This window comes from Undibacterium sp. SXout20W, assembly GCF_049340285.1.
Lineage (GTDB): Bacteria > Pseudomonadota > Gammaproteobacteria > Burkholderiales > Burkholderiaceae_D > Undibacterium.
Map to the genome: position 1 here is coordinate 84,776 of NZ_JBMPPH010000002.1, position 21,849 is coordinate 106,624.

Consider the following 21,849-nt stretch of genomic DNA (forward strand, 5'->3'; position numbering starts at 1 on the left):
TTGATTTTTTACATCTAATGAGTGATGGTTTGGAAGTGAGCGCCTGCTCTTATCTACTGCGACGATGGTAAAAGCGAAGATCTTTTCAAGTCAATGGCAGAGAATCATTGCTTAGCCTTTTTTCGGGTCTATCTTTATTCTTTAAATATGCTTTTAAAGAGAATTTACAATTCCAGACTTTTTATTAATTAAAAGCAATAGTGGCTGCAAAATTTGCGTCGTATTCGCGGCTTATTGACAACGTCCATTGATGGCCTCTACAATCGGTGTCCAGGTGCTAAGGGGCGCCTGCCCGCACAAGAGGCTCTCACCCTGCTATTTCACTTATTTTCTTTTGATTAATGTGATATTGCCATCTTCGTTTGACGTCAGCGGGTCGTCGATAAGCGAATGGGAGTCTGTCATGTTATCGTCTTGTTGTCCTTTCTTTGTCGTCCTTTTTCAAACTGCATGTCAGTTGCTATCGTTGCGAACTGATGTTTGCGGTCGTGTCCCCGGAGTGTCGTTATGAATGCCTTGACGACAGAAATCAAAACTCGTGCGCGGCTGTTGCTGAAGCTGCTGCAGAATCAAAATGTGGCGGCCAATAAGCGTGCACTTATCCTGAGTCGCAAGCAAAAATGGGAGTTACCGGAGGAATGGCAATTACGCCATTGTCTTAATCTGGCGGCTGTCGATTGTGGTTTTCAGCATTGGGAACAAGCGCGCGATATATTAGGTGGGAAAGCACTTAGTGATGCAGATATGGGTGATTTTTGGCATGGTGCGGAAGTGGGTGGTTATACCAATCATTGGTTCTCAAGTTATGCGGAAGCACTCGTCCAATTGCACGCACATCCGGAGGATTATTTGTTGCCGTATCGTCGCCACTATGTGGTGGTTGGTGTCGATTATATTCGTGCCTTAGGCGTGAATCCCGATGATGCTTCCTGGTTGATCATTGGCAATGATGTAGTTGCCGGGTACGGATCTATGAGCTGGCAGACCTTAGCGCAGCAACGGTTGCAGGCAACCCGCGTTGAACGTTTTGAAAAAGTCTGGGATGTGCAGCAAAGTCAGTTAGATTTGCAATCGACGGCAGACGAAGTGCAGCGCGTGTTGAAGTCGTTTGTACAACAAGGACGTTTGATCAAAATTCCAGATCAACGCAAAAAACGGCTGGTGATTTTGCGGTGGTTGGTCGATCAATTAGAAGCGACACGCCGTTATTCAGAAGCGGAAATAAACAGTTTCTTTTTGGGTTTTCATGAAGACTACGCAACGTTGCGACGAGAAATGATTATTAACGGCTTGATGCTCCGAGAAAACGGCGTGTATTGGCGTCAGCTCGAAGATGTTGATGTTGCTGCCTGAATGTAAATACTCCCCCTGCCTGGATATAAAAAGCGCCCTCATATCATTGTGATACGAGGGCGCTTTTTTAATACTATCGGGGAGTATATTTTTCTTTCACGAGATTTATGGCAATAACTCCACTTCACCAGGCAATAAACTGTTTGCCGGAAATGCGTCTCCTTGCTTGAGTTTATCGTAGTAGGGTTTGAAATCAGGTGCCGTACCGTCAAATAATTCCTGGAAATTATCGATCACGAAATAGGTTTCTTGATAGCTATCTATCTTGTATAGAGTATTGAGGCAACGTTCGATGTTCAGATGAATATGGCGTGACGTTGTTCCTGGCGTCAGGCAATATTCAACTTCACCACCGGACGATAAGATGCCGGCTCCGTAAATTCGCAAGCCATCTTTAGTATTGATCAAACCAAATTCCACCGTGTACCAATACAAGCGCGCAAGTTGATCCAGACCGCCGAGTTTCATGGCTTTCAAACCGCCTTTGCCGTACAACTGCATGTAGTCGGCAAATACTGGATTGAACAACATCGGTACGTGTCCAAAGAAATCATGGAACACATCGGGTTCGACGATGTAATTGAATTCTTCTGGCTTGCGTAACCACACAGTCACTGGAAAACGACGATTCGCCAGATGTTCAAAGAAGGTCAGTTCAGGAATTAAGCCAGGTACCGCAACGATAGTCCATCCTGTTGCTTTGAATAATGCATCTGATGTTTTAGTGAATTCCGGGATGCCATTGGCGGCATCCATTTGCACCAACGCATCGATAAACTCGTCACAAGCACGACCAGGTAACAAGCTCATTTGGCGTTGATACAGCTTGCGCCAGAGTTCGTGTTCTTCTTCGCTGTAGGCTGCCCAGTTTTGCTGCACGACGTAATGTTCGTCAGCATGCGTGTAGTCGCCGCGTAATTCTGCACCGTCAGATTTGCTGGCGACTGTCGCTAAAAAATCTTTGTTCGAAACGGTGGTATCGAGAGTTGTCGTATCCATTTTATTTTTTCTTTGTTAACGCTTTTTTAAGAACAAAAGGCTGACATCTTGAAGTGTCAGCCTTTTGTCATTGTCTCATGGTAGCTTGTCTGTAGCAGAGTAATCAGGCGGTTGCCTTATCGTCCTTCAATACACCGCGACGAATTTGATCGAGTTCAATCGATTCAAACAAAGCACGGAAGTTACCTTCGCCAAAACCTTGATCACCTTTACGTTGAATGATTTCAAAGAAGATCGGGCCGATCACCGTTGTTGTGAAGATTTGTAATAACAATTCGCGGGATGTTTCCGTGCTCTTACCGTCGATCAGTACGCGCAGCTTGCGCAATTCTTCGAGGTTTTCGCCGTGGCCTGGCAAACGACGGTCTACCAGATCATAGTAAGTTTCTATCGTGTCCTGGAAGCTCACGCCTGCTACTTTCATATCGCTGACGGTTTTGTAGATATTGTCCGTACCCATCGCAATATGTTGTACGCCTTCGCCATGGTATTGATCCAGATATTCTGCGATCTGAGATTTGTCATCCGACGATTCGTTAATAGGAATACGAATCTTGCCACATGGGGAAGTCATCGCTTTGGATTTCAGGCCCGTGTGCTTACCAGCGATATCGAAGTAACGGATTTCACGGAAATTAAACAGTGTTTCATAGAAATCGGCCCATTCCTTCATGCGGCCACGATGCACATTGTGTGTCAGGTGATCAATGTAAGTCAGGCCATTACCGACAGGATTAGAAGCCACGCCTGGCAACGCGACGAAGTCTGCATCATAAATGCTGATGTTACCGATTGCGCCAGCTTCTGCACCGTCTTTACCATGCCAGCGGTCAACGAAATAAATTAAGGAATCGCCAATGCCTTTAATTGCTGGAATGTTCAATTCCATCGGACCAGTTTTGTTATCGAAGCCCCATGCACCTAATTCGAGTGCGCGTTTGTACGCAGCGTTTGCATCTTTGACGCGGAACGCAAAAGCACACACAGATTGGCCGTGCTTACGGGCAAATTTTTGTGCGAAAGAATCTGGTTCTGCATTGATGATGAAGTTGACGTCGCCTTGACGAAATAACGTGACATCTTTCGTGCGATGCTTTGCAATTGCCGTAAAGCCCAATGTGAGGAACAAATCGCCGAGTGCTTTTGGATCTGGTGCGGCATATTCGATAAACTCAAAGCCATCGGTACCCATTGGGTTTTCCCATGTTTGAAATGTCATGCTTGTCTCCGTTATTTAATAAGGTCAACTAAGGTCAACTAAGGTCAATATTTATAGGATAGCGCGCTTGAATGACGTGAAAAGCATTCAAAAAGCTTACTTACCCATCACGCCACACTGATTAAATCCCAGTGATTTGACGTAGATCAAGCTTTCAGTATAGTCCGTCAAACGCGCCATAAAATTTCAAAATAACCCAAACATTTGCCAATTTGAGCAATAATATTGCTGATATTATTAAATAAGTGGCATTTTATGACTGAGATATTGTTGGATAAGCTTGACCGTAAAATTCTTGCTATTTTGCAAGCCGATGGTCAACTAACAAATCAGGAAGTTGCAGAGCGCATTAACCTGTCGCCATCGCCGTGTCTGCGCCGCATTAAGCGCTTGGAAGAAACAGGCGTGATTCGCAAATATGTGGCCTTGCTGGAACCCGCCAAAATAGGCTTGGGTCTGCTCGCTTACGTCAACGTGCGCCTGGAAAAACATAGCGATCATCCCGGTAAAGGGGCGTCTCGTTCACCGCGTGACGATTTTTCTGCCTCAGTGGCGCAATGGCCAGAAGTTGTCGCTTGTTACGCCATGACGGGCGAGATGGATTATTTACTGCGTGTTCACGTCGAAGACATGAACCATTTTTCCCGTTTCATGATGGAAACCTTATTACGCCATCCAGCGGTACTCGATGTTAAATCAAGCTTTGCCTTGCAACAGATCAAAGAAACGACGGCGTTGCCTGTGTTGGGTGGTGGTTGAGCCATTCAAATAACAATAAAGCTTTAACAAGTGCGATACGTTATTTGTCCCGCAAACCCGGCAAATGCCTGATCCATTTTACCGCTGCGCGGGTATTGGCTTTGATGGTGTAGTCGATCGAGGCGACTTGTTCTTGAACGGCTTCACGCAAAACGCTAACAGCGTCTGCCGGTACCAATTTAAGGTACGCATCGGCTTCACCGTATTCGCGATGAATTTCCATACCAGCTTTTTTGGCGATATGGATCATGGTCTGATTCGACGACAGACAATGCATGTACAAAGTGTCAACGTCTGCATTACGGCAATGGATTGCGCCGCGTTCAAATAACTTGGCGCCAACGCCTTTGCCACGTGCAGTTTTTGAAACGGAAACACCAAACTCGGCGATGGTATCTTTATCCGTCACATCGTCATCTTCGCTACGCGGGGCAAACGCCAAATGGCCGACCCCGACCAAGCGGAAGTGATGGCTCATGACGCCAAAAACCTTGTCACGCGAGAAATCAATGCCTTCAACGTATTTTTCTATCATGGCATCCGGCAAATATGTGCCAAAACGCAATAAACGGTCGCTTTCTTCCAAAGCCAGGAAATGGCGAAGTATGCGATGTCTATCTTTTTCCGATAGTTCTTTGACGTAGACGCTTGGTTTGCCGGAACCGCTGGAGTTGCTGAAATTAAGAGGGAAAATATCGACAGGATTCATGACTGCTCCTTGCTGCAAAAGAAAATGGTGCAGCGCACAAAGTATTCTAGACGATTTGACTCAATTATTCCAGAAAACCCCTCAAATACGAAGAAATCATCTATTTTTAAATTGCTGCACCGCAGAAATTCTAGCTTCGCGAATGGCTTCTTGAATCTGCTGAGACCGATCTGCGTAGTGGCGCGCAATGTCACCACCATTCACTTGTTGCGCTGCATGCAAAGCACCTTCCAGAAACGCAGTTTGTGGAAAATTGATCGTTTCGAGACCGCTGCGGCCAAAACAATCACATTCGCTGGCGCGTAACATGTCAACAAAGCGTTGCGGTTTGCGAAATGCATCATTACGGGTGAGGAGGTCAACAATGGTCGCTGGTCGCATTTCTAACGCGCGTCCGACGTTGCCATGGTCACGTGCAGTCATAAACGCCAGATCACGACAATCAGACGGGACTTTGAGGCGATGGCAGACAATATCGACTAATTTCGCACTTTGTTCTTCATGCCCAAGATGCCGTGGCCAAAGTTCTGGCGGCGTGGTGCCTTTGCCAAGGTCATGCAATAGCGCCGCAAATCTGATGGATAAGGAATAAGCCTGTGCTGCCGCATAATCCACCACCAACATGATGTGGATGCCGGTATCAATTTCTGGGTGGTATTTAGCAGGCTGTGGCACACCCCATAGCGCGTCGAGTTCGGGAATTAAACGTTTCAACGCACCACAGGCCCGGAGCACTTCAAACATGCGTGATGGCGTGGCTTCCATGAGGCCCCGCGCTAATTCTTGCCAGACACGTTCAGGAACGAGGGCATCGACTTCGCCGGCATTGACCATTTCTGTCATCAGCGCCATGGTTTCGGGCGCAATAGAGAAATCGTAGGGCGCGACTGAAAAACGCGCAGCGAACCGGGCTAAACGCAAGATTCGTACTGGATCTTCGGCAAACGCCGCCGACACGTGGCGAAATACTCGTTGTTGCAAATCTTGTTGGCCACCAAACGGGTCGTGGATAATGCCGTCTTCATCTTGCGCCATGGCATTGATCGTCAGATCGCGGCGTATCAAATCCTGCTCTAAAGTAACGTGTTCATCGGTGTGAAAGACAAAGCCTTTGTAGCCCGCTGCTGTTTTACGCTCTGTCCTTGCGAGTGCATATTCCTGGTTTGTTTTGGGATGCAAAAATACCGGAAAATCTTTGCCTACTGGCCTGAAGCCTTCCGCCAGCATTTCTGCGGGTGTGCTACCGACAACGACATAGTCACGGTCCTGTATTGTTAATCCCAACAAGGCATCACGAACGGCACCGCCAACGATGTACGTTTTTTTCATGCTTATTTTTCTGCCCTGGCATCATGCCATGCCATTGTCTCCGTCTCTGCGCAGGCTTCACGGATCCATTGCATGACGGCAGGGTGGGTCGCGACGCGGTCCGCATAGGCTTGCAAGGCAGGTGCCAGAGACACGCCGTACGTGCGGAAGCGCATCACGACCGGCGCAAAATAAGCGTCAGCAATTGAAAAATCACCAAATAAATAATCATGCGCACCGTACAAGGCAAAACACTCTTCCCATATTTCGCTAATACGGCCGATATCTGCTTGTGCACCTAAGGTTCGTCCTTTGCCTGGCAAAGTTGCACGAATATTCATCGGCATATCAAAGCGCAATGAAGAAAATCCAGCATGCATTTCTGCGCAAATACTGCGCGCATGCGCCCTTGCGGCAACATTTTCGGGCCATAAATTTAATATTGAAAATTGGTCAGCTAAAAATTCACAAATTGCCAATGAATCCCACACCTTCATGTCGCCCATTAACAGAACCGGCACCTTGCCGGCGACGGAATATTCGGCAATGCGTGTGGTGGTATCAGGTTGTCCTAGCAAGATGCGAATTTCCTCAAAGGGAATGCCAAATGCTTTCATCAAGATCCATGGGCGCATTGACCAGGAAGAGTAATTTTTGTTACCGATGACGAGCACTATTTTGGAGCGACGGTCGTTCATGATGGCAGCCAGGGCAGGGTGTATTTCTGTATCTTGCATTATTGTTTTATCTCGTCAGGTAAATCGGCATCGCTAGCTGACATGCCTTTGGGCACAACGGTGCCGAGACGTGCTTTCAGGGATTGAGGTTTCTTTTCAAATAATGCTGCGTAGTAGGTTGCATTTGACAAAACGTTTTTGACGTAGCCACGTGTCTCATTGAATGGAATGGTTTCAGCAAAAATTGCGCCTTCGACGGGGCGCGTCAATTTCGCTCGCCAGGCGCGAGGTCTGCCAGGGCCCGCATTGTAGGCGGCCGACGCCAAGGCTTGGGAACCGCCTAAATCAGTGAGTACCATATTGAGATAATTGGTGCCCAGCACGATATTGGTATCAACGTCGTTGACTTGCTCTGGTACGAAGTTGCCTAAGCCCATTTTTTTTGCGACATAGCGTGCGGTCGCTGGCATGATTTGCATCAGGCCAGAAGCGCCCACCTGAGATTTTGCCGTCATGATAAAACGTGATTCCTGGCGTATCAGTCCGTAGACCCACGCCATATCCAACCCCAATGCTTGCGTTGTTTTGTACATGCTTTCGTTGAATGGGGTAGGGTAGCGCTGGCTAAAATCGAGCTCACCTTTGGTGCGGTCCGACGTATTGACCATACGATCGAGCAAGTTATTTTTGCGCGCCAGTTCTGCTGCTGCCAGATATTGGCGTTCATTGAGTTTGCGTAATTCCCAGTTCCATTCCCGATGGCCCTCAGTGCGCAAATTCATCGCATAAAATCGTAAGGCACGTTGTAAATTTGGATTTTTTTCCATGGGCGCAAGTTCTTCTGCGCTGATAGGTCTGGCGACAACCGGAACACCGATCTTCTGGCCATTTTCTTCTAACGAAAGTTGTCCATAAAAATGGATTTGGTCAGCAATACTGGCAAAAATACGCCGTGCTTCGTCGGCTTTACCTTCTGCTTTTAACGCGCGGCCTAACCAATATGTCCAGGTTGGCTCATTTTTTAACGTTGCTGGCATAGCGTTAATGCCATTTTTGACTAATTTCCAGTCGCCTTCTCGCAGTGCGGTGCGAACACGCCATTGGTAAGCCTCATTCGAGAAGCTGGCGCCATCTGCACGTACCCAATATGCCAGGGCTTCTGGCTCTAGTTTTAATGCTGACTGTAAGGCGATTTGTGCCCAGCCATTGCTGCGCTGTTCGTCGCTGAGTTTAGTACTAAACCGTGAAAGTAATTCTGCTGCATCGGACGGCTCATTTTTTGCGATGCGACCCAGGGCAACGACAAAGAGTTCACGGCTGGATTGACTGTTTTCTGGCCCTTGTTTGAACATCTTTGCTGGCTTGTCGAACACTACACTGACTTTTTTCTCTGGAATATCAAGTAATTTCCCTAAGCGTTGCGCCAGTGGTTGGGCTCCGTTTTCGGCGGCCATACGCATTTGCGTCCACAAATCTGCCTTTGTGAATTGGCCATTGTCGGTCAGGTAGGTAATCAGGCTATAACAGCCTTCGCCATAATCGCGTGGTGCCGTCAGTAAATTTTTAGCCTCGTTACTGACTTTTTGACCTTTTACGGCTTTCGATAAAAGAGCGTAGCAACGCAATTGGTTGTCATCCGCGACGACGAATAAAGGGTATTGTTGATCGAATAAGTCCCAATTGCCATGCTTACCGAGCAAACTCAGCCAGTCATTGCGCATGCGGTCCGCAATCGCGCTACCTTCATAATGGTTGATGAAATCAGCGATTTCAGTGTTTGACGCCCGTAGCAGGTGTGACCGGATACGGTAATAGTCAACGTAGGATGGGATGTCGTAGGAAGTGAGCGCTGCTGCATGTTGTTCAGCGTTTTTAGGATCATCGTGATAGGCAGCATCACGGAGCGCCATAAAACGGTCATCGTCACTAATGAAGCTTCTTTTATCGATAGCCGTACAGGCGCCCGGATAGGTGCTTAAACCTGCTAAGATTACCAGACTAAGTTGTGCTATTTTATATTTCACGGACATCGTAAGTTCGTTATCAAAATCTAATTTCTGACAGTATGACACAGCCAACATCCAGCGCACACCTGAAGACAACAGAAGTTATCGATGAGCGTCGCACATTGCGCCAAACTTTATTGCAACAACGTCGCCAGCTTGACCCTGAATTGCGCAAGATGTGGGATCAATCCTTGATAGACCATCTCTTGGCATGGTGCGAGGCAGAAAAGCCAGCCAGCCTGGCTGTGTATTCGCCGATCAGGGGAGAGCCAGATTTGTGCAGAAGCTATTCTAGTATTAGTGCGATGGGGATTGCACTTGCTTTTCCGTTTGTGTTGACAAAAAACAGGCCTTTGGAATTTTTAGCATGGCGGGAAGGCGATCCGATGACGACTGATGAATTTGGCATACCGGTGCCGCTTCAGCGTGATCACTTGATTACGCCGGAAGCTATGTTGATTCCCTGCGTTGGTTTTAACGACCGCCGCTATCGGCTTGGTTATGGCGGGGGCTTTTACGATCGCACGCTCGCCGTGCTGCCGTCAGTGATTTCTATTGGTATTGCATATCAAAACCAACTGTGCGAGTTTGAGCCAGGAATACATGACATTGCCATGGTAAAGATCCTGACCGAAAGTAGTTGCGAATAGCGGTTCGAATTCAATGGGCGGTGACAATCAGGGAAAAGCCATCATTCCTCTTAATGGCAATGGTTCCAATCTGCATTCTTTGTTCTGAAACTATCGCGTGCCTGGGTCGCGTGTCTAGGCGCGGGCTGAGAGTTGCCCCTCTCATCCCATGACCTGATCGTTTTAAAACCCGGTCGCTAAGCCGTCTGGATTTCGAGGATCGGAATAACCATAAAAGACGTCTTTACCAATTTGTATCGTTTGCGTTTTCCCTATGACCTGACCCGCCTTTAAATGCTGCCCTTGTCGTTCCAGAATATCTAAGGTGTCGACGCTAATTCCTTTTTCGTAGCGTAATTGGTCAGGCATCCATTGTTGATGGATACGAGGTGAAATAGTCGCTTCGGCGACGTTCATATTAAAATCAATGACATTGATGATAGTTTGCAAGGTTGTCGTAATGATGCGACTACCACCTGGGCTACCAGTGACCAGAAATGGCTTATTGTCTTTTAACACGATGGTCGGAGACATGGAACTCAGAGGGCGTTTAAATGCCTGCACCGCATTGGCGGCGCCGCCTATTAAACCAAAGGCATTGGGTTCACCCGGCTTGATGGAAAAGTCATCCATCTCGTCATTGAGCACGATCCCCGTACCGGCTGCCACTATGCCACTTCCAAAATTCAGATTCAGAGTGTAGGTGGTAGCGACCACGTTACCGAATTTATCCGCGACACTGAAGTGTGTCGTTTGATCGCTTTCATAGGCCGCTGGCGTCCCGGGTTTAATCTTCTCAGATGGTGTTGCATGGGTGAGGTCGATTTTTTTGACCAGTGCATCGGCGTACGACTTAGACGTCAGTCCCGCAACTGGCACCTGAAGAAAATCCGGGTCGCCGAGATATTCTGAGCGATCAGCGTAAGCCAGCTTCATCACTTCACTTAACTCATGCAGCGTTTTGGCACTATTGGCGCCTTGCTCCTTGAGTGGATAATGCTCCAGCATATTAAGCATCTGTACGATATGAACACCACCTGAGCTCGGCGGCGGCATAGAAACGATTTGATAGCCGCGATAGTTGCCGGTGACAGGGACGCGTTCTACAGCTTTATAGTTTTTTAAATCTGTTGCTGAAATCAGACCCTGATGCTGCTGCATTTCGGCGACGATTTTTTTTGCAATCTCACCTTCGTAGAACGCCTTCGCGCCTTGTTCAGCAATCAGTCTGAGAGAGTGTGCCAAATCTTTTTGCACTAATTTATCAGCGACGCGTAAGGGGTGATCATTCTTGAAGAAAATTGCGCGACTTGCTGGCCATTTTCCTAGATGGTCACTATCGGCTTCGAGCAAGGAAGCCAGATGAGGGCTGATCGTGAATCCTTGTTCCGCCAAGCGAATAGCCGGTGCAATCACGTCCGCGAAGTGCATGCTGCCATATTTGCGCAAAGCAAGATCGAGTCCCGCGATGGTCCCGGGAACACCGATTGCCCGGTGGGTATAGGTTGAGCTGTCAGGGATGACTTTGCCTTGGGCGTCCAGATACATATCACGATGGGCTTTTTCTGGCGCTAATTCACGGAAGTCCAGAGCAATGTCTTTGCCCGATTTAGCATCGTGAATCAGCATGAACCCACCGCCACCAATATTGCCTGCATTCGGCAGTACTACTGCCAAGGCAAAACCAACTGCTACCGCGGCGTCCACAGCATTCCCGCCACGCTTTAAGATATCCGCACCAACCTGGCTTGCCAAGGCTTGTTCTGTGACCACCATGCCATTTTTATTGCTGACTGGACTGAGAATAGGGAAGTTGGTGTCGTAACGAATATTTGCGGCAATTTGCGCCTGGCCAGGGAGGCTGACTACGAACGCCAACGCGAGCCCGAGGGAAATTTTCTTTTTGTTGATCACTATTCTTCACTCCAAATACGTATTTTATTGCCAGACAATCATAAAACTAAAGCTATCCTATGGAGCATGGCTTATTGTTAGATTAATTGCGAGGATCTCTGTCGAATATACATCCTATCAGAGCTTGAGTGGTTCGTATTCTTTGTGAACTCTTCGCCATAAAAAAAACCACCCGAAGGTGGCTTTTTTATTTCTGCCCGGAAGCAAAAGCAAATAAAAATTATTTTGCTTCGGATTCTGCAGATACTGCGCCAGCTGGTACTGTAGCGATTGCAACAGTAGCGTCGTCACCGTGAACAACTGCTGTAACGCCGTTTGGCAATACCAGGCTGGATACGTGGATCGATTGACCAGCGTCCAGTTTGGACAGGTCAACTTCAACGAATTCTGGCAAATCTGCTGGCAAGCAAGAGATATCCAACTCAACTGCTACGTGGCTGATCACAGCAGCGTGCAATTTAACAGCAGGGGATACATCAGCGTTAACGAAGTGCAGAGGCACTTTAACGTGGATTTTTTGGTTAGGATCAACACGTTGGAAATCAGCGTGCAATACTAATTGTTTGTATGCGTGGACTTGGAAGTCGCGCAACAGAACTTTTTCAACTTTACCGTCAACTTCCAGATCCAAAATAGAAGAGTGAAACGCTTCTTTTTTCAATGCATGGTACAAAGCATTGTGATCCAAAGTGATGGATACCGGGGCTTCAGCGCCACCGTAGATGATGCCAGGTGTTTGGCCAGCATTGCGCAGGCGGCGGCTCGCTCCGGTCCCCTGTTCTTTGCGTGCAAATGCGATAACTTTCATGGTATTACTCCAAAATATGCAAGGATTAACTTGCGGTTTTGTAGCCCCGCGACCAGGACTACAGAAAAAACGCCCATACGACTCATTGAGTCAGTAAGGGCGCAGAAAAAATTAGTCAGTGAACAACGAGATGACAGATTCGCCTTTGGTAATACGGCGGAACGTTTCTGCCAGCAAGCTGTCACAAGACAGTTGACGAATCTTAGAACAGGCTCTTGCTGCTTCAGACAGAGGAATTGTGTCAGTTACCACCAACTCATCCAATGGCGATTGCGTGATACGTGCAATTGCAGGTCCAGATAACACTGGGTGCGTACAATAGGCCAATACTTTTTTGGCACCACGTTCTTTCAATACTTCTGCCGCTTTTGTTAAAGTACCAGCGGTATCAACCATGTCATCCATGATGACGCAGTTACGGCCTTCAACTTCACCAATGATATTCATGACTTCAGATACATTGGCTTTAGGACGGCGTTTGTCGATAATTGCCAGGTCGCAACCTAAACGTTTTGCCAACGCACGGGCGCGAACAACGCCACCAACGTCAGGTGACACGACTAATAAATCGTCATAATTTTTAGCAACCAGATCGCCCAACAAAATTGGCGATGCATAGATGTTGTCTACCGGAATATCAAAGAAGCCCTGAATTTGATCTGCGTGTAAATCCATAATCAAAACACGGTCAACACCGGCTTCTTCCAGCATATTAGCAACAACCTTTGCAGAGATCGCAACACGCGCTGAACGTGGGCGACGATCTTGACGGGCGTAACCAAAATACGGAATTGCGGCAGTAATACGGCCAGCAGAAGCACGTTTTAAAGCATCAACCATCAACATGATTTCCATCAGGTTGTCATTGGTTGGCGCGCAGGTGGATTGCAGAACGAAAACATCTTTACCGCGGACGTTTTCATTGATCTCGACCATCACTTCACCGTCGGAGAACTTAGAAACATCTGCCTTACCGAGAGGAATGCCGAGTTGTTTGGCAACACCAGCTGCTAATGCAGGATTAGCATTACCAGTGAAGACCATCATATTGTCATTTGCGCGCGCGTTTGCCATGGCGGGACCTATCGGCTGAATTTTTTGAGGATCTGATTAATTTACATAGCTTTTTGCAAATTAATCAAAGATAAAAACTGAAAAAGCCGCCGCACATTGATGCGGCGGCTTTAATTTAATGGCAGGGGAAGAAGGATTCGAACCTTCGCATGCCGGAATCAAAATCCGGTGCCTTAACCAGCTTGGCGATTCCCCTACACAACCGTTTGTCTGTCGTCCAGAATTTGACGCTATTTTAACGTCAAATCGGCATCAGACCAAATTTTTTTACGACTTCAATAAATCTGCCATCGGGTGGCGACTCAGTGCTTTTGCTTTCCATGATGTCCAGCGATCAGGTACTTGTTGCATCACTTTGTCCGCTGCCGATTCGTCGGCAAAGGCACAAAAAACACAAGCTCCAGATCCTGTCATCTTCGCGTTTCCGAATTGTGACAGCCATTTAATTGCTTCGTCAACCGCCGGAAATAGTGCGCAGGCGACTGTTTGTAAATCATTTTTCCAAAACATTTCAGCAGTGCTGGAAAAGTCCGCTATTCTGACGGGCTTCGTGTCTCTTGTCAACTCCTTTGCCGAAAAAATTGCAGGAGTTGGTACCTGAACGCCAGGTTCTATGACGACAAACCAGCGTTCTGGTGTCTGAATGGCGTGTAATTCCTCGCCGACTCCTTCAGCAAAAGCGTTATCGCCAAAGATAAAAAAGGGAACATCTGCGCCTAATTGCAATCCAAGTTGCATCAATTCCGTTTTACTCAAACCGGTTTGCCATAAATGATTTAGCGCAATTAACGTTGATGCAGCATCGGACGAGCCGCCCCCCAGGCCGCCGCCCATAGGCAAAATTTTATGCAAAGTCAGATTCGCACCGAGCGGGCAATTCGTGCTTCGCTGCAAGAGACGGGCGGCGCGCACAATCAGATCGGAATCAGCCGGGACATCGGGAATCTCGTTCGTTCGCACAATGTTGTTGTCTTGACGTATTTCTATGTCGAGCGTATCACTGCGGTCAATCAGCTGAAACGCGGTTTGTAATAAATGATAACCGTCGGCACGGCGACCAGTCACATGCAAAAATAAATTGAGTTTGGCCGGTGCCTGACATTGGATACGGGTTTGCTTCATGGTGATGCCTGATTGCGGTTATGGGCTAGGTGCCTGAATAAAAATGCTAATGCTGATATTGCCAGCTTCAGTCGTATAGCGGTTTAGTTCGATACGCTTTGGGAGTGTCGTTTCTGTTTGCCAGCTAGCGTAGCGGATGTTCCAGCCATCACTATCAAGCTTTTGATCAACCCGACTTAAGGCGACGCGTTTGCCGTCCGCTTTTCTGATAAATCCTTGTAACCAGTCACGCAGTCCAATGACCGGTAACGCCCATCCTAAGCGGTTTTGCAATAATTCATCCAAATTTTGTGCATAACGTGGCGCCTGGCCCTCTTGCTCAAGGATAGCGCGATGGTCATCTTGCGTGATCCGGGCCAATGTCTGGCCGAGCGGTGAAAGCAGCAAAATTTGTAGATGTTGCCCATCCTGGTTCCATTCAAAATTCCCGGGTAATTGCTGCGGCTTATTGTCTTTTTCGTAGCGAACCGATATTTTTCCGCTGAGTTGAATCGTATCCTGATAAACACGTACAACGCTATCATCCGCATGCTGGTTGGTTCCCGCCATTTGAGGCAGGCCGAGATTGGCACAGGCACTGCATAATAAGATGCTGGATAGGCAAACGGCGAGCGTCAGCCAATGGCTGTTTCTGTGCGTCATTTTTTTTGGATATTAGCGTTAGAAAAATTGCGTTAGTCTTTGATGGCGAGCCTCAGAAATTTCTTAGAGAGGCTAGCCATTATTATCCACAGGGGCATGATTGTAATCTGGGACTAAGCTTGCTATTTTATAAACGAACATCGAGGCGACCCAGTGTGCTCTTGAGAGCGGCGTTCTCAGGATCTTTCGTACGGGCATCACGCCAGAGTTTGATGGCCTTGTCTTTGCTACCTGCGCGCCACAGTACTTCGCCAAGATGGACGGCGATATCAGCATCTGGTCGTATTTCATAGGCGCGTCGCAGGTAAGTCTCGGCTTCATCGAATTTCTCAAGGCGGAATTTAATCCAACCAAGGCTATCGAGAATGAAAGGATCGTCGGGTGCTAACTGATTGGCTTTTTCGATTAACGTCAATGCTTCATCCAGACGAATATTCCGGTCAGCAAATGAGTAGCCAAGTGCATTGTAGGCGTGCTGGCTGTTGGGCGCGAGTTCGATGACGCGACGTAGCATCGTTTCCATCAGCAAGACCCGATCTTGCGACTCAAGTAACATCGCATAGTCGTACATCAAATCTGGGCTATCTGGATGGGCTGCTAACGCATCTTGCAATACTTTTTCCGCGCGTTCTGGCAAATTCGCATCTCGCAAAATTTGGGCTTCGGTTTGCAATGCCAGCAATTGTTCGTTTTCGGCTATTGGTTTAAGCCCGTGCAGCAAATTCACAGCTTCTTCCGTATTCTGTTCTTTGGCATACAAACTGGCGCGGCGCAATTGCACGTTGAACCATGCAGGGTTGCGCCCTTCATATGGTTCTACCTTTGCCAGCCATTCCTGTGCGGCCTTGTAGTCTTTACGTTCAACCGCAATGCCAGCTAAATTGATATAGGTCGACGTGGCATCCCTATCCTCGGATTTTTCATCAAGGGTTTTTAAGAAGCGTAGAAAGTATTCTTCAGAACGCTGTAGTTGATTTTTGCCCAACGCTAAGACACCGAGGGTGTATATTGAATTAAGGTCGTCAGGATGGTCGCGCAACATCAATTGAAATTGATCCTGGGCTTTATCAAATTGCTTGAGGTCGATCAAGATGCTGGCATATGCCATACGAATGTCACGTGCATTCGGATTTTTCGCAATGAAACCTGCTAAAGCTTGCGCTGCATCGACTTGTGAGGATGCTTGAGCAATCGTCAAGATGGCGAGTTGCGAGTCTGGATACGCGGCCAGCATGACGTTGGCTTCGAGTATTGCCCTTTGATTGTCGCCTTTTGTGTAGGCACCCTGAGCTAAGGCGAGGTGCGCTTCAGGCATGCTTTTGTAGGGCGCTAACAGTTCTTCCAGGACATCAAAAGCGGCATTTTTGTCACGGGCACGTGCTAAAAGACGTTGTGCTTGTAACATGATGACGCCAAATTGTTTTCCTTCGGCGCTCGCTAGTTTTTCTGAAAATACACTTTGTATTTCGGCTAAGTTATTGTTCATCACCATGAAGCCGAGGTAATACTGGGTGGCTTCATTGGAGTCTGGTGACAGCTCACGCCATAAACGTATGGCACCCAAAGCTTCGCCAGCTTGCTTCACACTTAAGGCGATTTCAGCTGCTCGTTTAGCCAAGCGGGGATCGCGTGTTTGCTGCGCAGTCGTCAGCAGGGTGACATAGGCCGCTTGCCAGTTGCCACGTTGATAGGCGACTTCGGCGGTCAGAATTTTGTAAAACAGTTCTTCAGTGAGAACTGTATTTGGCAGCTTTTCTTTGCTTTCAGTAACGGCAGGCACTGAACCGTTGAGGTCTTTATCCGCAGCTAATGCCGCTTGCGCTGCATCGCTCGCATGGCCAGCATCAACCGTAGTCGGCGGCACATTTCCGCTCAGGCTGGTACACGCTGATAGCACAGCCGCACAGGTGAGGAAAGCCGCAGGCCTAAGTGCGGATACAATAGAGGTAGTGACAGAAGCAGAGATAGTTTTCAAGACAAGTCCGAAATGAGCGGTGATGGCTGATTTTACGCCGAAGTATTCATGGTGTGTGTTTTTGTCAAGGGCTTATTTTGCGCGCGTTGATCCAAATCCTTGATTCATATTATTGGTTCGTATTATTGATCCGTATTATTAATGAGTAGCACTGTAAGTCTTGTGTCAAATTGTAAAGCTAAGCTGAGTGTGAAAAAATGTCTGTTAGCCAGCATACATGAATTAGGTCAAAAGTGCCTTTTAGTGCGCAGACAAACGACCTTAAATTTTACGTAAAACCTGAATCAAAATTGATACGGAAATATGTGTAGAGTAGGGCCAGGATGATCTGATTGCTCCTATGAACAAAAAAATTTGCGAATTTCAACACTACTTAATAGTTACTAGTTATTACTACTAGTTACTATTCAGTATTTACTAATTTATTACTACTTCAATCATTTCGCAAAATTTATCATCGTATTTGAATCAGCATTTTAGAGCAGCATTTTTTTTTAAAGTTCCTGACCATGCCAGAATTGCCAGAAGTAGAAGTGACACGCCGTGGGGTTGATCCACATTTAAAGGGGCGAATTGTGACGGACGTTATTTTGCGTCGCGAAGGTTTGCGCTGGCCATTTCCCTTTCATTTACCGGCCCTGTTGCGTGGGCAGAAGGTGCTTTCCACCGGGCGGCGTGGCAAATATCTATTACTCCATTTTTCATATGGCACCGTATTGATTCACCTGGGTATGTCTGGGCATTTGCGCGTGTTACCAAGGCTTACACCCGCCGAAAAACACGATCATATTGATATCGTATTGGGTGACCAATGCCTGAGAATGACCGACCCGCGTCGCTTTGGCGCTGTGTTATGGCATGCCGTTGAGGATGGCGATCTTGGCCAACATGTGATGCTACGGCAACTAGGAGTTGAGCCTTTAGAAGGCGGCTTTAGCGCTGAATTGTTGTTTGCCGAAACACGAACCCGTAGCGCCCCGATAAAGCAAGTGTTGCTCGCCGGCGATGTGGTGGTCGGCGTCGGGAATATTTACGCGTCCGAAAGCCTGTTTAAAGCCAGAATCAATCCCAAGACGCAGGCAAAACGTATCAGTCGGGCGCGATATGGCTTATTAGCAGAGGCGATTCGGGAGACCCTCGCTGCGGCGATTGAACAGGGAGGGAGTACCCTAAAAGACTTTCTCAACGTGAATGGTCAGAGCGGGTATTTCCAGCAAAACTATTTTGTCTATAATCGCGCAGGTGAACCATGCAGAATATGCGCCAAGCCAATCAGACAAATTATCCAAGGCCAAAGAAGTAGCTTTTATTGTGTATTTTGTCAGAAATAGACCGAATTTGTTGTCTGAAAACCTTCAGAAATGGCGTTTTGCGCGTATTTTTCCACGCGAGCATATATACTTAAACGTATAAAAATTAACTGAGAGAAACATGAGCAATCTGGTTCAGAAATTCCAAGAGTACAGCGAGTGGCGTAAGGGTGTCACCCGGGCGCTTGAGCAGTATCGTGCCTGGATTAGTGAATCGGATATGGCGGATCCTGCAGTTGACCAGCGTTTGGCGCGGTTAATGGAGCGTTTAGTCGACGATAAACTATCGATCGCCTTTGTTGCGGAATTCTCTCGCGGTAAATCAGAATTAATCAACGCGATTTTCTTTGCTGATTATGGCCAGCGGATTTTGCCATCGTCGGCAGGACGCACGACGATGTGCCCTACCGAATTATTGTACGACGACACTATTCCTCCTTGTATTCGCCTATTACCCATCGAAACTCGCGCAGAAACACAGTCGACGAGCGAATATAAAGGGCAAAGCCATGTCTGGACGGTTTTACCATTAAACATCAATTCCGGCGACGGCATGCTGGAAGCGTTTAAACAAGTTAGTTTGACGAAGAAAGTCAGTATCGCGGTGGCAAAGTCTTATGGACTGTTTGACGAAGAAGATCCAGATGCCGCACTTGAAGTCGATGAAAATGGCTTAGTTGAAATTTCAAGATGGCGTCATGCGATTGTGAATTTCCCGCATCCGCTATTAAAAGAAGGTTTGATCATTGTCGATACGCCTGGCTTAAACGCGATCGGAACTGAGCCCGAATTAACACTGAATTTGATTCCTAACGCGCATGCCGTCTTGTTTATTTTGGCCGCCGATACCGGCGTGACAAAGAGCGATATTGATGTCTGGCGCAATCATATTGGCGGTGGCCCGGGCCGTATGGTGGTGTTAAATAAAATCGATAGCATGTGGGATGAACTCCGTACGCCAGCAGAAATTGAACAGCAGCTAGTACGTCAGGTGAATACCGTTGCGCATACGCTGGCGCTGCAAGAGAAGCAAATATTTCCGGTCTCTGCGCAAAAAGGGCTGGTTGCGAAGATCAACAAAGATGCGCCTCTGCTAGCTAAGAGTCGCTTGCCAGCGTTGGAGTACGCGCTGTCGAAAGAATTAATTCCCGCAAAGCAGAGCATTATCCGTTCGCAAATGGTTGCGGAAATCAATGAGATTACGAATGGCCAGCAGTCGATTGTTTCTTCGCGCGGTCGAAGCGTCGTAGAGCAAATGTTGGAGCTTAAGAGTTTGCGCGGCAAAAATATGAATGTCATCGAACACATGATGAAACGTGTCGATGCCGAGAAAAAAGATTTTGATGCCAGTCTGATACGGATGCAAGGTACGCGGGCGGTATTTACCCGTTTGTCGACGGAGGTCTATACCAGCCTTGGCATGGATATTTTGCGCGAAGAAATTCACAGAACCCGCGATGCGATGGAGAAAAGTTATTTGTCGGTGGGGCTGCGCGATGCAATCAAACAATTTTTTGCCCAGGTTAAATTAAATTTGATCGTATCAAATCAAAAAACGGACGAAATCTCAGAAATGATGACGGTCATGTACCGTAAATTTTCAACGGAACATGGATTAGCACTCACCGCGCCGATGCCATTTTCGTTGGATAAATACATCAAAGAACTAGAAGCCATTGAAATCGTGTATCAGAAACAGTTCAATGCCACCACGATGTTGACTAACACGCGCGTTGCTCTTGTTCATAAATTTTTTGATTCCGTTGCGGCGCGGGTAAAGCAAAATTTTTTGCAGGCAAACAAGGATGTCGAAGCCTGGCAAAAAGTAGTGATGGCACCCTTGGAAGCGCAGATCCGCGAACATAAAGCGCAATTGAAAAATCGCATGCAGTCCATCCAGCGCATTCATATGGCGACCGATAGTCTGGAAGATAAAATTGAATCGTTCGAGCAATTGCAAAGCGAAGTTGACGAACAAAAAGCGTCTTTAGGTATGCTGGAAACAAAGCTAAAAGCTGCTTTATCCGCTGAATTATCTACCCTCAGAGTAGCGGCGTAAACAACATGAAAAGAAGTATTCCGGCGGCTGCGGCCGCCAATTTTATTCATCCAGAATTCGTCGATCCCAGTTTTTCACGCGCCGTCATTGAATGGCAAAAACAGCATGGCCGTCATCTGTTGCCATGGCAACAAAGCCGTGAAGCTTATCGCGTCTGGTTGTCCGAGATCATGTTGCAACAAACTCAGGTGACTGCCGTCATTCCGTACTACGAAAAATTTCTGCAAAGCTTTCCTACGGTCTTTGATTTGGCTACTGCTTCTGCTGAATCTGTCATGGCCCATTGGAGTGGTCTTGGGTATTACACGCGCGCACGCAATCTGCATCAATGCGCGAAGCAAGTCGTTGAAAAATATCATGGAAATTTTCCTGCCGATCCGGCCTTGTTGGAACAATTACCTGGCATTGGCCGTTCGACTGCAGCCGCGATTACTGCGTTTTCTTATGGCACAACCGCCGCGATTTTAGATGGCAATGTGAAGCGCGTTTTTGCGCGTGTGTTTGGCATCTCTGGCTACCCGGGAAGTAAGCCTATCGAGGATCATTTATGGTTGCGAGCGATGGCTTTATTGCCAGACAATGGGATTGAAGCCTATACGCAAGGATTGATGGATTTAGGCGCAACTTTGTGCACGCGTAGCAGTCCGGCTTGCCCACGCTGCCCTTTGCAAACGCGTTGCGTTGCTTTTGCTGAAAATCGCACAGCAGAGTTACCGACTCGTAAGCCCAAAAAGCAACCCAAAGAAAAACAAGCGGTGATGCTCGTAGTGCTGCATGAGGGGCAGGTACTATTAGAACGTCGGCCAGATAGCGGCATTTGGGGCGGCTTGTTATCACTGCCAGAACTTGATGGCATGATAGATTTGGGAAAAGACGCGACGCTAGCATCTGTGAACGAGCAAGCATTGCATAAGATGCTGGAAAAATTTGGCGTGGCGGTTACCACCCGGACGCTGCCGACTATTGAACATGGTTTTACCCATTTCAAGTTACATATACAGCCGGTTGTGGCCGAACTTTTGAAGCGACATAACGAGGTTGCTGAGGATAAATTTGTATGGATGAACTTGTCGGCAATGCGTGATGCGGCTTTGCCAGCACCGATTAAAACATTATTGCTATCGCTGCCTGAACAATCATCCATACTCATCTAGTTCAGATTTTTTTCGTGGTGCGCCACCGAGTGCTATCCCCCTGTATAGCAGTACAAAATGGCTCGAATTTTGTCGGGCGGGTAACTCGCCAGATCGACACAAATACGATGCTTGTGTGAATTGCATTGGCTC

At 47.5% G+C, this 21,849-nt stretch carries 18 protein-coding genes and 1 tRNA gene; 6 read left to right on the plus strand and 13 right to left on the minus strand.

Features of this window, described 5'->3' with window-relative positions:
- Positions 1-507 precede the first annotated feature (507 nt).
- Positions 508-1,353 carry a DUF2087 domain-containing protein gene (locus ACO0K1_RS02035; protein ID WP_423022175.1) on the plus strand — a complete coding sequence of 282 codons (846 nt, stop codon included), beginning with the start codon at positions 508-510 and terminating at the stop codon, positions 1,351-1,353.
- Between the two features lie 105 nt (positions 1,354-1,458).
- Here ACO0K1_RS02035 and phhA read toward each other — a convergent pair whose 3' ends face one another.
- A complete protein-coding gene (gene phhA, locus ACO0K1_RS02040; RefSeq protein ID WP_423022177.1) occupies positions 1,459-2,352 on the minus strand; it encodes a phenylalanine 4-monooxygenase in 894 nt (297 codons plus the stop codon).
- A gap of 103 nt (positions 2,353-2,455) precedes the next feature.
- Positions 2,456-3,571 (minus strand): 4-hydroxyphenylpyruvate dioxygenase, encoded by a 1,116-nt coding sequence (gene hppD / locus ACO0K1_RS02045; protein WP_423022179.1) that lies wholly within the window; start codon positions 3,569-3,571, stop codon positions 2,456-2,458.
- A 255-nt stretch (positions 3,572-3,826) separates the two neighbouring features.
- On the opposite strand from hppD, the gene ACO0K1_RS02050 reads away from it, so the two are divergent.
- Entirely contained in the window at positions 3,827-4,330 is a 504-nt protein-coding gene (locus tag ACO0K1_RS02050) for an Lrp/AsnC family transcriptional regulator (RefSeq protein WP_423022181.1), read from the plus strand.
- Between the two features lie 40 nt (positions 4,331-4,370).
- Here the strand turns inward: ACO0K1_RS02050 and ACO0K1_RS02055 are convergent, their stop codons facing one another.
- The 4 genes from ACO0K1_RS02055 to ACO0K1_RS02070 all read right to left on the minus strand — a co-directional run bounded on the left by ACO0K1_RS02055 (position 4,371) and on the right by ACO0K1_RS02070 (position 9,054).
- Positions 4,371-5,039: a GNAT family N-acetyltransferase gene (locus tag ACO0K1_RS02055; RefSeq protein ID WP_423022183.1), complete on the minus strand. Its 669-nt coding sequence runs from the start codon at positions 5,037-5,039 to the stop codon at positions 4,371-4,373.
- Between the two features lie 96 nt (positions 5,040-5,135).
- A complete protein-coding gene (locus ACO0K1_RS02060) occupies positions 5,136-6,368 on the minus strand; it encodes a multifunctional CCA addition/repair protein (RefSeq protein ID WP_423022185.1) in 1,233 nt (410 codons plus the stop codon).
- A 2-nt stretch (positions 6,369-6,370) separates the two neighbouring features.
- The gene (locus ACO0K1_RS02065) at positions 6,371-7,084 is read right to left on the minus strand and encodes a glutathione S-transferase family protein (protein WP_423022187.1); all 714 of its coding nucleotides are present in this window, start codon (positions 7,082-7,084) and stop codon (positions 6,371-6,373) included.
- Positions 7,084-9,054, minus strand: coding sequence for a transglycosylase SLT domain-containing protein (locus ACO0K1_RS02070; protein ID WP_423022189.1), 1,971 nt, complete (start codon positions 9,052-9,054; stop codon positions 7,084-7,086). The genes ACO0K1_RS02065 and ACO0K1_RS02070 overlap by 1 nt, the downstream gene beginning before the upstream one ends.
- Positions 9,055-9,089: 35 nt before the next feature.
- On the opposite strand from ACO0K1_RS02070, the gene ACO0K1_RS02075 reads away from it, so the two are divergent.
- Positions 9,090-9,680, plus strand: coding sequence for a 5-formyltetrahydrofolate cyclo-ligase (locus ACO0K1_RS02075; protein WP_423022191.1), 591 nt, complete (start codon positions 9,090-9,092; stop codon positions 9,678-9,680).
- A 162-nt stretch (positions 9,681-9,842) separates the two neighbouring features.
- On the opposite strand, the gene ggt is transcribed toward ACO0K1_RS02075, so the two are convergent.
- From ggt to ACO0K1_RS02110, 7 genes are all read right to left on the minus strand, one after another.
- Complete coding sequence (ggt, locus tag ACO0K1_RS02080) at positions 9,843-11,570, minus strand: gamma-glutamyltransferase (protein WP_423022383.1); 1,728 nt, start codon at positions 11,568-11,570, stop codon at positions 9,843-9,845.
- A gap of 223 nt (positions 11,571-11,793) precedes the next feature.
- Positions 11,794-12,381, minus strand: coding sequence for a 50S ribosomal protein L25/general stress protein Ctc (locus ACO0K1_RS02085; RefSeq protein ID WP_423022193.1), 588 nt, complete (start codon positions 12,379-12,381; stop codon positions 11,794-11,796).
- Positions 12,382-12,492: 111 nt separating this feature from the next.
- Positions 12,493-13,455, minus strand: coding sequence for a ribose-phosphate pyrophosphokinase (locus ACO0K1_RS02090; protein WP_423022195.1), 963 nt, complete (start codon positions 13,453-13,455; stop codon positions 12,493-12,495).
- 119 nt (positions 13,456-13,574) lie between these two features.
- Positions 13,575-13,651 (minus strand) — tRNA-Gln (locus tag ACO0K1_RS02095).
- A 71-nt stretch (positions 13,652-13,722) separates the two neighbouring features.
- Positions 13,723-14,577: a 4-(cytidine 5'-diphospho)-2-C-methyl-D-erythritol kinase gene (gene ispE, locus ACO0K1_RS02100; RefSeq protein ID WP_423022197.1), complete on the minus strand. Its 855-nt coding sequence runs from the start codon at positions 14,575-14,577 to the stop codon at positions 13,723-13,725.
- An 18-nt stretch (positions 14,578-14,595) separates the two neighbouring features.
- Positions 14,596-15,219 (minus strand): lipoprotein insertase outer membrane protein LolB, encoded by a 624-nt coding sequence (gene lolB / locus ACO0K1_RS02105; RefSeq protein ID WP_423022199.1) that lies wholly within the window; start codon positions 15,217-15,219, stop codon positions 14,596-14,598.
- A gap of 127 nt (positions 15,220-15,346) precedes the next feature.
- Positions 15,347-17,194 carry a tetratricopeptide repeat protein gene (locus ACO0K1_RS02110; RefSeq protein ID WP_423022201.1) on the minus strand — a complete coding sequence of 616 codons (1,848 nt, stop codon included), beginning with the start codon at positions 17,192-17,194 and terminating at the stop codon, positions 15,347-15,349.
- 509 nt (positions 17,195-17,703) lie between these two features.
- Between ACO0K1_RS02110 and mutM the strand changes: the two genes are divergently transcribed.
- The 3 genes from mutM to mutY all read left to right on the plus strand — a co-directional run bounded on the left by mutM (position 17,704) and on the right by mutY (position 21,717).
- Positions 17,704-18,525 (plus strand): bifunctional DNA-formamidopyrimidine glycosylase/DNA-(apurinic or apyrimidinic site) lyase, encoded by an 822-nt coding sequence (mutM, locus tag ACO0K1_RS02115; protein ID WP_423022203.1) that lies wholly within the window; start codon positions 17,704-17,706, stop codon positions 18,523-18,525.
- A 100-nt stretch (positions 18,526-18,625) separates the two neighbouring features.
- Positions 18,626-20,563, plus strand: a complete 1,938-nt coding sequence (locus tag ACO0K1_RS02120) for a dynamin family protein (protein WP_423022205.1) — start codon at positions 18,626-18,628, stop codon at positions 20,561-20,563.
- 5 nt (positions 20,564-20,568) lie between these two features.
- Positions 20,569-21,717 (plus strand): A/G-specific adenine glycosylase, encoded by a 1,149-nt coding sequence (mutY, locus tag ACO0K1_RS02125; protein WP_423022207.1) that lies wholly within the window; start codon positions 20,569-20,571, stop codon positions 21,715-21,717.
- Positions 21,718-21,849: the final 132 nt, after the last annotated feature.

Bases quoted from the DNA above. Each gene is read 5' to 3' on its own strand.
- ACO0K1_RS02035 (WP_423022175.1), top strand. From the start codon at position 508: ATGAATGCCTTGACGACAGAAATCAAAACTCGTGCGCGGCTGTTGCTG.
- phhA (WP_423022177.1), bottom strand. From the start codon at position 2,352: ATGGATACGACAACTCTCGATACCACCGTTTCGAACAAAGATTTTTTA.
- hppD (WP_423022179.1), bottom strand. From the start codon at position 3,571: ATGACATTTCAAACATGGGAAAACCCAATGGGTACCGATGGCTTTGAG.
- ACO0K1_RS02050 (WP_423022181.1), top strand. From the start codon at position 3,827: ATGACTGAGATATTGTTGGATAAGCTTGACCGTAAAATTCTTGCTATT.
- ACO0K1_RS02055 (WP_423022183.1), bottom strand. From the start codon at position 5,039: ATGAATCCTGTCGATATTTTCCCTCTTAATTTCAGCAACTCCAGCGGT.
- ACO0K1_RS02060 (WP_423022185.1), bottom strand. From the start codon at position 6,368: ATGAAAAAAACGTACATCGTTGGCGGTGCCGTTCGTGATGCCTTGTTG.
- ACO0K1_RS02065 (WP_423022187.1), bottom strand. From the start codon at position 7,084: ATGCAAGATACAGAAATACACCCTGCCCTGGCTGCCATCATGAACGAC.
- ACO0K1_RS02070 (WP_423022189.1), bottom strand. From the start codon at position 9,054: ATGTCCGTGAAATATAAAATAGCACAACTTAGTCTGGTAATCTTAGCA.
- ACO0K1_RS02075 (WP_423022191.1), top strand. From the start codon at position 9,090: ATGACACAGCCAACATCCAGCGCACACCTGAAGACAACAGAAGTTATC.
- ACO0K1_RS02085 (WP_423022193.1), bottom strand. From the start codon at position 12,381: ATGAAAGTTATCGCATTTGCACGCAAAGAACAGGGGACCGGAGCGAGC.
- ACO0K1_RS02090 (WP_423022195.1), bottom strand. From the start codon at position 13,455: ATGGCAAACGCGCGCGCAAATGACAATATGATGGTCTTCACTGGTAAT.
- ispE (WP_423022197.1), bottom strand. From the start codon at position 14,577: ATGAAGCAAACCCGTATCCAATGTCAGGCACCGGCCAAACTCAATTTA.
- lolB (WP_423022199.1), bottom strand. From the start codon at position 15,219: ATGACGCACAGAAACAGCCATTGGCTGACGCTCGCCGTTTGCCTATCC.
- mutM (WP_423022203.1), top strand. From the start codon at position 17,704: ATGCCAGAATTGCCAGAAGTAGAAGTGACACGCCGTGGGGTTGATCCA.
- ACO0K1_RS02120 (WP_423022205.1), top strand. From the start codon at position 18,626: ATGAGCAATCTGGTTCAGAAATTCCAAGAGTACAGCGAGTGGCGTAAG.
- mutY (WP_423022207.1), top strand. From the start codon at position 20,569: ATGAAAAGAAGTATTCCGGCGGCTGCGGCCGCCAATTTTATTCATCCA.